The sequence below is a fragment of the Paraburkholderia bannensis NBRC 103871 genome, assembly GCF_000685015.1.
Classification (GTDB): domain Bacteria; phylum Pseudomonadota; class Gammaproteobacteria; order Burkholderiales; family Burkholderiaceae; genus Paraburkholderia; species Paraburkholderia bannensis.
The window spans coordinates 37,201-45,267 of sequence record NZ_BAYA01000047.1 but is presented as its reverse complement, the minus strand read 5'-3'; the positions used below and the strand labels follow the sequence as shown (position 1 = coordinate 45,267).

The window sequence follows — 8,067 nt, the reverse complement described above, 5'->3', positions numbered from 1 at the left end:
GATCAGCCTGCCACCATCGGCGCGCTGCCTGTTGCAGTTGCACGCGCTGAAGGCGTTCTGGTCGCTTATCTACCGGGTCTGGCTATGCGCCGCATCGCCGACCTGCACGCCGGTGAAGCTAAGACTGATGCTCGCGATGTCGCCATCATTGCCGAGGCCGCGCGCTCCATGCCGCATACGCTGCGCTCACTTCGGCTGGCCGACGAACCACTCGCCGAACTCACATGCTGTGCGGCTTGGGGTAGTCGTCCCTTTTGTGCTAAATCTGGTGCTTCGATTCTGAAAGCCTTTCCCGTTCAATGACTTGGGCAATCGTGATTCGCTCGACAGGCGCCGACACGCAGGGGCTTGCTGCGACCGACTTTGCGCGATGGTACCGTCAGATTCGGCACAAAAGAGATGATTACCCCGATTTCGATTTTTTCTGAAGTCTCGGCGCCGCGCAAGTAGTTATGTGCTGCCATTTGGACGCGCCGCAGAAATTTAGATCTCCTCGAAGGGCGCGGCACAGTATCGTGCAAAATACGGCATCCAGAATGCGGAGGGTGGCCCGTGGGCATCAACTTCGACTTGAACGACTTGCAAGCATTTAGAGCTGTAGTGGAACTGGGAAGCTTCCGCAAGGCCGCCGAGGCAGTAAACATTTCGCAACCAGCCTTGAGCCGCCGGATCGACAAGCTCGAAGAGGAGCTCGGCGTGCGTCTCTTCGAGCGCACCACGCGCAGTGTTACGCTCACCACCGTCGGTCGCGTCTTCGCACCGAGTGCCGAACAGCTGCTCGATGACCTCGACGTCGCATTGCTCGGCATACGAGATGTGTCTTCGAGCAGATTGGGCCATGTGACCATCGCGTGCGTACCTTCGGTTGCCTACTACTTCCTTCCAAGCGCCATCGCGAGCTATCATCGCCGCTTTCCGCGCATCAGGGTCAAGATTCTGGATTCAAGCGCCAACGAAGTCCTTGGAGCGGTCATCAGCGGAGAGGCTGACTTTGGTGTGAGCTTTATGGGTAGCCAGGAACCCGACGTCGAGTTCAAGCTGCTGTTGCAGGAGCGATTCGTCGCCGCTTGCCGCCGCGATCACCCGCTCGCACGCAAGAAACGCGTGACCTGGAACGAGCTTTACGAGCACGAATATGTTTCGGTGGACAAGACTTCCGGCAACCGGCTGCTGCTCGACCAGGCGCTCGGGGCTGTCTCGCCGCGTACGCCGAGCATCTGTGAGACGCGGCACGTCACAACTATGCTTGGTCTCGTCGAGGCGGGCCTCGGTGTCGCGGCAGTGCCGTCGATGGCCATGCCGGGACGTAATCATCACATCCTCACGAGCGTCCCGCTGGTCGAACCGGTTGTGAAGCGGCGCGTCGGAATCGTCAAGCGTCGCGGGCGCCCGCTGACACCGGCCGCCCAGGAGTTCCACAAAACAATCGTCGAGATGCGGCACGGCGTTGCCGCAAATGGTGATACATCGGACAATGATGCCTCGCTGAAAAAGCGGCCAGGCAGGAAGACTCCATCGTGAAGTTGGCAAAACCGCTTCGCATGCTCTACGTGCAGGTTGTGCTGGCCATGGTGCTCGGTATGGCGCTCGGTCACTTCTTGCCGCAAGCGGGCCCGCTGCTCAAGCTCTTGAGCGATGGGTTCATTCGTCTCGTGAGAATGATGATTGGGCCGATCGTCTTCTGCACGATCGTCTCGGGGATCGCATCGCTCGCCAGCGCAAAGGCGATCGGCCGGACGATTTTTCAGGCGCTTACGCTGTTTTGTCTTCTGACAGCCGTGGCGCTCGGGCTCGGACTCGTCACGGCCTTCGTGTTGCGACCCGGTGCGGGTATGCATATCGACGCCAGCCATCTGGACGTGACTATCCTCGCGCAATATGTGAAGGACCCGCATCCGCACGGCTTCGTCGCGTTCGCGATGAGTCTCATCCCCGAGACGATGCCTGGCGCCTTCGACAAGGGCGATGTGCTGCCAGTGTTGCTGCTCTCGTTGCTGTTCGGCTTTGCGCTAAATGCCTATCCGAAGGAGGGCAGGCCGGTGCTCGCATTCATCGACGGCATCGCGCAGATCCTGTTCCGCATCCTCGCGATGATCATGCGACTTGCTCCGCTTGGCGCATTCGGCGCGATGGCTTTCACGGTGGGTCGCTTCGGGATCCGCTCGGTCGGCTCGCTCGGAATGTTGATGGTGTCCTTCTACGTGGCATGCGCGCTGTTCATCGCGTTCATTCTCGCTCCGCTTGCGCGCCTGCACGGTTTCGCGCTTTGGCGGCTCTTGCGCTACATGCGCGAAGAGTTGCTCATCGTTCTGGCGACGTCATCGACGGAGCCGGTCCTGCCGCGCCTGATCGCAAAGCTGGAGGCGCTCGGCTGCGACAAAGGAGTAGTGGGGCTCGTGTTGCCCGCAGGCTATTCGTTCAATCTCGACGGGACTGCGATCTATCTGACGCTCGCCTCGATGTTCATTGCCCGGGCATGCGACGTGCCGCTTTCCGCGCTGCAGATCGCCACAATGCTCGCGGTCATGCTGCTTACGTCGAAGGGCGCGGCCGGCGTATCTGGCAGCGGGCTCGTCGCGCTCGTAGCGACCCTGACGGTGATTCCCGATCTCCCCGTCGCCGGGGTGACGCTGCTGGTGGGCATCGACCGCTTCATGTCCGAGGCACGCGCCCTGACGAGCGTCATCAGCAACGCCTGCGCAGTGATCTTCGTTTCGATGTGGGAAGGTGCCTGCGATCGTACGCGTCTCGCGCGGGTACTCGGGGCAGTAGCGCCGGACGGCGCGGAAGAGCCCGCGCAGAATTCCCCGGGAAGGTGACATCGAGGTTGCCCGAGGCTGTTTTCAGTGAGAGGAAACGCTATCGAGCCCTGTCGATTTCACTTCTGGCTGTACGCCGGGCGACGCGAGATAGTCGAGTAGCGCTTTCGCTTCCTTCGGATGCTGCGCGTTCACGGGAATGCCCGCGGCGAAGCGCGTCACCGATTGCAACGACTCGGGAATTTTGCCGACGAAGGTCGCGCCCTTGACAGGCAGCAATTCGCTCACTTGCTGGAAGCCGATTTCGTAGTCGCCGTTCGCCACCACGGAGGCTACGGGGATTCGCGGAATCATTTTCGCTTTCGACTTGACCTGATCCTCGATGCCGAGTTTCCGAAACAACTCACGCTCGATATAGACACCGCTCGCGCTGTCCGAGTACGCGATCGACCTGGCATGCAGCAGCGTCTGCTGGAGTCCGTCTGCCGAACTGATATCGGGTTTCGCTGCGCCTTCGCGCACGACCATGCCGATTCGCGAATCGGCCAGTTCCACCCGCGAACCGGGGATCACCTTGCCCTCCTTGATCAACTCGTCAAGTGCATAGGCAACCATGATGACTGCGTCAGCGGGCTCCCCGCGCGCGAGCCTGTTGGGGATCGCTTCAGGCGATTTGCCCATCGACGGACCCAGTGCGGTGTCGAGCGTGTTGCCCGTTTCGGACGCGAACCTGGGGCCGAGCACCTTGTACGCCGCGGTAAAACCGCCGGAGCTCATGACGTGCAGGTCAGCGGCCTGCACGTTGGCCACCGCAGCCGAGGTTGCCACGAGCGCCGTCGCGCATAGTTTCAGAAGCCGATTTTTCATGATCGAAGTCGTGTCAGATAGTAGGGAATGGATGCTCTTACAACGACATCCGCGTTAGTGCGCCGGCGTCAGCGTTACTGCGCGCCTGCGGTAGAGTGCGAACGTCGCCAGAAGCGCGCACGCTGCGGCGAAGCTCATCCAGTAGCCAGGCGCGGCCTTGTCGCCGGTCATGTGAATGAGCGCTGTCGAAATCGCTGGCGTGAATCCCCCGAACACCGCAGTCGCGAGGCTATAGGCGAGCGAGAAGCCTGCAACGCGTACCTGAACCGGCATCACCTCCGTAAGAGCGACGACCATTGCGCCGTTATAGATGCCGTACATGAACGAGAGCCACAGGAGCGCGAGCAGCATGTTCAGGAAGCTCGGTGCATGGGCGAGCAGCGATAGCGTCGGGTAGGCGGTCGCGATGGCAAGTAACGTCATGGCGACGAGAAGCGGCCGGTGGCCGATCCTGTCGGAGAGCGCTCCGCCGATCGGGAGCCAGATGAAGTTCGACACAGCGACACTCAGGGTCACGAGCAAACTGTCCGCAGTGCTCAAATGGAGAACCGTCTTGCCGAAAGTCGGCGCGTAGACAGTGATGAGATAGAAACTCGCGGTGGTCATTGCGACCAGCATCATGCCAGCGATCACGACGGGCCAGTTCTGGACCAGCGTGCTGAGCACTTCGTTCATGCTCGGGCGATGCTGGCGCGCCTTGAATTCCTGAGTTTCCTCGAGATTGCGGCGCAACATGAAGATGAACGGCACGATCATGCAGCCGACAAAGAAGGGAACTCGCCATCCCCACGCTGCAATGGCTGCGGTGTTCAGCGATTGGTTCAACGCGAAGCCGAGGGCCGCGGCCACGACGATCGCCACCTGCTGGCTCGCGGACTGCCAGCTCGTGAAGAAACCTTTACGGCCGGGTGTAGCCATTTCGGCGAGATACACCGATACGCCACCCAGTTCCGCGCCCGCCGAAAAGCCCTGCAGCAGCCGGCCAACGAGCACCAGCACCGGCGCCAGAAGGCCGATTGTCGTGTAGCCCGGTACGAACGCAATGAGGATGGTGCCGCTTGCCATGATGGAGAGCGTGACGATGAGACCCTTGCGGCGGCCGACGTCGTCGATGTACGCACCGAGCACGATGGCGCCCAGCGGGCGCATGAGAAAGCCCGCGCCGAAAACCGCGAATGTCATCATCAACGACGCAAATTCGCTTCCTGCGGGGAAAAAGACGTTGGCGATTTGTGTGGCATAGAAGCCGAACAGAAAAAAGTCGAACTGCTCCAGAAAGTTTCCGGCCGTTACCCGGAAGACCGCAGCAGCCTTTGAATGCACCGTCGAAAGGGCAGAGGGTGAGGGATGCATCGATGTGTCTCCTGAAATTCTGAATATGCGGCCATGCGCGCTTTGTCATTTCGTATATGGTGGGTCATGGCCGCCGAAACGATAAGTGCAATTTTCTGAACGATTGATGTCTTACCGTTATCAATCCGCATTCCCTCAGCGTCCGTCGTATGTCAGGCTTGAGCCAGCGCCCGGCGGCGCTTCAGATGCCAGCCATCAGGCCACGAAGCGGCACTGTGAAGCGGGTGTACGCGTGTCCATCTTGCGATCACGGTGGAGGTGATCGTCGATTTCCGCGGCACAGCCGAGCATGCGCGGGTACAGAAAGATCGTGAACGCTGCGGTTTCGAGATCCGCCTCGCTGATGTCACCGCGTCTAAGCGGCTGCCACAGCATCTTCAGAAGCAGCGCGGCGATCACAGGATCGACATTGACGCAGTAGACGGTGCGCGAGACGCCCGCGTCGAACAATGCCCGTACCAGCGCACGGTAGTACGCATGAAACGCGTTGTACTCGCTTCGCCTCTCGTAAAGCCCGGCGATGAACACCTCGCGCGGATCGTGATTGACCGGCTTGTCCTTGAACACAGGGTGATTCACACCCGGCGGTTTGGCGATGTCGAGGCTGCCCGCATGCTTCTGACGGGCCTTGTACCGTGCGTAGTACTCGACGGAACGCCGCGCGAGCGCGTGGACGTCAACGCCCGTCCGTCAGTGCGGCAGCAGGCCCGATGCGTTTGGGCAGCCGACTGGCCATACGTCGACCACACATGCATCACGCTGTGCAGCGTTTACAGGAAGATCCGAAAAAAGCGTGTGCGCAGCCTGGCGCGTTCCATCCGGCCCCTAATGCCAGAGACCGGCTCCGTTCGCCATTCGCCCGAATCCGGATTGTTGCTGTGCGAAGGCAAGACCCCTGCCCAGTCGATTGCCCTGCTGGGACGGCGCCTTTGCTGGGAGCGACGCTTCAGTATTTGGACACTCACGCGCTGTCAGGGAAATTATCCGCCTTTTGGATTGCTCGAATGGCAGGCCTTCATGCCGGCCCTTTTGCCGCCCCCAGTCGACCCGCGAGACTGGCTGCATCGCGATTTCGTTCACGCACTTGACGAGACCCGGAACGCATGGCGCACAATTGGTTCCGGCATGCAGGAAAGCGGCTGCTACGTCGTCTCACCACTGATCTTCCCAACGCGCATGCTCTGGATGGATTGCCCGGACGACGGGGAAGCCCTGGGCATAACGTATTCGCCCACTCACGTCGTCCCGCTCCGCGAGTTGCGATCACACATGCGCTGATTGCAATTCGCACCGCCCGCAGACCTCGAGATGGAGCCGGGTCGACGGGCGGATTTGCAGTCAGCGACCTGACTGGCGCATCGCGGCGTCCAGCACCTGCCTTGCCTTGCCTCGCCTTTGCCAGACCGGAAACACGGCGTCTGGTTGCGGCGTAAACTGAATACCCGAGCCGGCGCAGCTTACGCGTCCCCTGACGGCAACCCGCTGGTTCAGGTACGGCAGCAGGAGTGTGGGGGCTGGCTCGCCTCTCTCGCCAAGAAGGATGTCGGACACCAGCTTGTCGTTGCAGGGTGAGGCGGAGGGGCGATCCAGCATGATTGTCGTATAGTGGCCCGGCGCATACTTCCCGCTGCCACGCTGAACTGTCCCAGTGATCCAGGTGTTGTCTTGGAGGGGCAACGTCTGCAGCGGCGAACTGGCTGACATTGCGTTCTCTGACGCGGTGCGCCTAGGTATTTATACCAATGCCGAAAAGCATATCTGACAAGGCCAATATTTCATTAGAAGGTTATCGGACTTCTCCATAGACTCTGTCGGGCCACCATTCCCCGGAAATTCTAGCCTAACGACATGAGGGGGAAGCGGAAAACTTGCGTTTTGGCTGAAGTACCCATCCGAGCGGTGATCCGAACAGCGTCGGATCTGACAAAACGGAAGGAGCGTCGGGGAAGTTTGAATGCGATGGCAGCCGTCACTGAAATGCGGCGAGCATTGCAGGTCAAGGCTGCCGCGAAAAATCGCAACTAGAAATTCGTATATCGGAGACAGAACATGAAGCTGATAAAAAATATCGCACTACGAACGATAGTCGGGGCAGCGTTCGCGCTCGCAGCCGGGACGAGCGCATTCGCGCAGAGCAAGCCTATTACGCTTGGGTTCTCCCAGGTAGGCGCCGAGAGTGCATGGCGTACTGCAAACACCGTGTCGGTTAAAGCGGCGGCAAAGGACGCCGGCATCAACCTGAAGTTCTCGGACGCGCAGCAAAAGCAGGAGAACCAGATCAGGGCGATTCGCTCGTTCATCGCGCAGAAGGTCGACGTTATCGCATTTTCGCCTGTTGTCGAGTCGGGCTGGGAGCCGGTGCTTGAAGAGGCCAAGCGTGCGAAGATCCCTGTTGTTCTCACCGATCGCGCGATCGATGTGAAGGATCCCTCGCTGTACGTGACCATGATCGGCTCTGACTTCATGGAGGAAGGGCGCCGCGCAGGTCATTGGCTCGAGGAGCACTACAAGAACGAGCCGGGCCCCATTAACATCGCAGAACTGCAAGGCACAGTCGGGTCGGCGCCAGCCAACGATCGCCATGCGGGCCTGATGGAAGTGCTCAAGAGCGATCCAAAGTTTAAGGTCATCGCGTCGCAGAGCGGCGACTTTACGCTTGCGGGCGGCAAGCAGGTGATGGAAGCGTTTGCGAAGACGTACGGCAAGAAGATCAATGTGGTCTATGCCCACAACGACGATATGGCGCTCGGCGCAATCCAGGCCATGGAGGAAGCCGGCATCAAACCCGGCAAGGATGTCACGGTGGTGTCCTTCGATGCAACGAAGGGTGGCTTCCAGGCGATGGTAGACGGAAAGATCAACGTGGACGTCGAATGCAGCCCGCTGCTCGGACCCCAGCTGATGGCTGCGGTGAAGGATATCGCGGCTGGCAAGCAGGTCCCGAGGCGCATTGTGACCGACGAAGGCATCTTCCCGATGAACGTCGCGGCGCAAGTCATGCCGAGCCGCAAGTACTGATACGCCCGTCGTATTCAGCCGCTGAAGGGGCGGGCGGAAGCGTCATTCCTGAGCGCCGGCTCGTCCCTGA

Annotated in this window: 7 protein-coding genes and 2 pseudogenes; 5 read left to right on the top strand and 4 right to left on the bottom strand. The window is 60.4% G+C overall.

The window, feature by feature from the left end; translation table 11 throughout:
* The 3 genes and pseudogenes from BBA01S_RS46380 to dctA form a co-directional block, all read left to right on the top strand.
* Positions 1–225 (top strand): annotated as a pseudogene (locus BBA01S_RS46380) (IS110 family transposase); the annotation flags it as partial.
* Positions 226–552: 327 nt separating this feature from the next.
* Entirely contained in the window at positions 553–1,521 is a 969-nt protein-coding gene (locus BBA01S_RS36625) for a LysR family transcriptional regulator (RefSeq protein ID WP_027820755.1), read from the top strand.
* Positions 1,518–2,819 (top strand): C4-dicarboxylate transporter DctA, encoded by a 1,302-nt coding sequence (dctA, locus tag BBA01S_RS36620; RefSeq protein ID WP_027820754.1) that lies wholly within the window; start codon positions 1,518–1,520, stop codon positions 2,817–2,819. The genes BBA01S_RS36625 and dctA overlap by 4 nt, the downstream gene beginning before the upstream one ends.
* Positions 2,820–2,843: 24 nt before the next feature.
* Here dctA and BBA01S_RS36615 read toward each other — a convergent pair whose 3' ends face one another.
* The 3 genes and pseudogenes from BBA01S_RS36615 to BBA01S_RS36605 all read right to left on the bottom strand — a co-directional run.
* Positions 2,844–3,626, bottom strand: coding sequence for a substrate-binding domain-containing protein (locus BBA01S_RS36615; protein WP_027820753.1), 783 nt, complete (start codon positions 3,624–3,626; stop codon positions 2,844–2,846).
* A 54-nt stretch (positions 3,627–3,680) separates the two neighbouring features.
* On the bottom strand, positions 3,681–4,979 hold the full coding sequence (gene tcuC / locus BBA01S_RS36610; protein WP_027820752.1) for an MFS transporter: 1,299 nt from the start codon (positions 4,977–4,979) through the stop codon (positions 3,681–3,683).
* A gap of 195 nt (positions 4,980–5,174) precedes the next feature.
* Positions 5,175–5,663 (bottom strand): annotated as a pseudogene (locus tag BBA01S_RS36605) (CoA-binding protein); the annotation flags it as partial.
* Here BBA01S_RS36605 and BBA01S_RS47345 point away from each other — a divergent pair.
* A complete protein-coding gene (locus BBA01S_RS47345) occupies positions 5,592–6,257 on the top strand; it encodes a hypothetical protein (protein ID WP_156966225.1) in 666 nt (221 codons plus the stop codon). The pseudogene BBA01S_RS36605 and the gene BBA01S_RS47345 sit on opposite strands and share 72 nt — an antisense overlap.
* A 60-nt stretch (positions 6,258–6,317) precedes the next feature.
* On the opposite strand, the gene BBA01S_RS44435 is transcribed toward BBA01S_RS47345, so the two are convergent.
* Positions 6,318–6,683 (bottom strand): hypothetical protein, encoded by a 366-nt coding sequence (locus BBA01S_RS44435; protein ID WP_052392057.1) that lies wholly within the window; start codon positions 6,681–6,683, stop codon positions 6,318–6,320.
* Positions 6,684–7,028: 345 nt separating this feature from the next.
* On the opposite strand from BBA01S_RS44435, the gene BBA01S_RS36590 reads away from it, so the two are divergent.
* A complete protein-coding gene (locus tag BBA01S_RS36590; RefSeq protein WP_027820749.1) occupies positions 7,029–7,997 on the top strand; it encodes an ABC transporter substrate-binding protein in 969 nt (322 codons plus the stop codon).
* Positions 7,998–8,067 lie beyond the last annotated feature (70 nt).

What these genes read in the sequence shown, in the direction of transcription:
- BBA01S_RS36590 (WP_027820749.1), top strand. Translation starts at nt 7,029, where the DNA reads ATGAAGCTGATAAAAAATATCGCACTACGAACGATAGTCGGGGCAGCG.
- BBA01S_RS36615 (WP_027820753.1), bottom strand. Translation starts at nt 3,626, where the DNA reads ATGAAAAATCGGCTTCTGAAACTATGCGCGACGGCGCTCGTGGCAACC.
- tcuC (WP_027820752.1), bottom strand. Translation starts at nt 4,979, where the DNA reads ATGCATCCCTCACCCTCTGCCCTTTCGACGGTGCATTCAAAGGCTGCT.
- BBA01S_RS44435 (WP_052392057.1), bottom strand. Translation starts at nt 6,683, where the DNA reads ATGTCAGCCAGTTCGCCGCTGCAGACGTTGCCCCTCCAAGACAACACC.
- BBA01S_RS47345 (WP_156966225.1), top strand. Translation starts at nt 5,592, where the DNA reads ATGCTTCTGACGGGCCTTGTACCGTGCGTAGTACTCGACGGAACGCCG.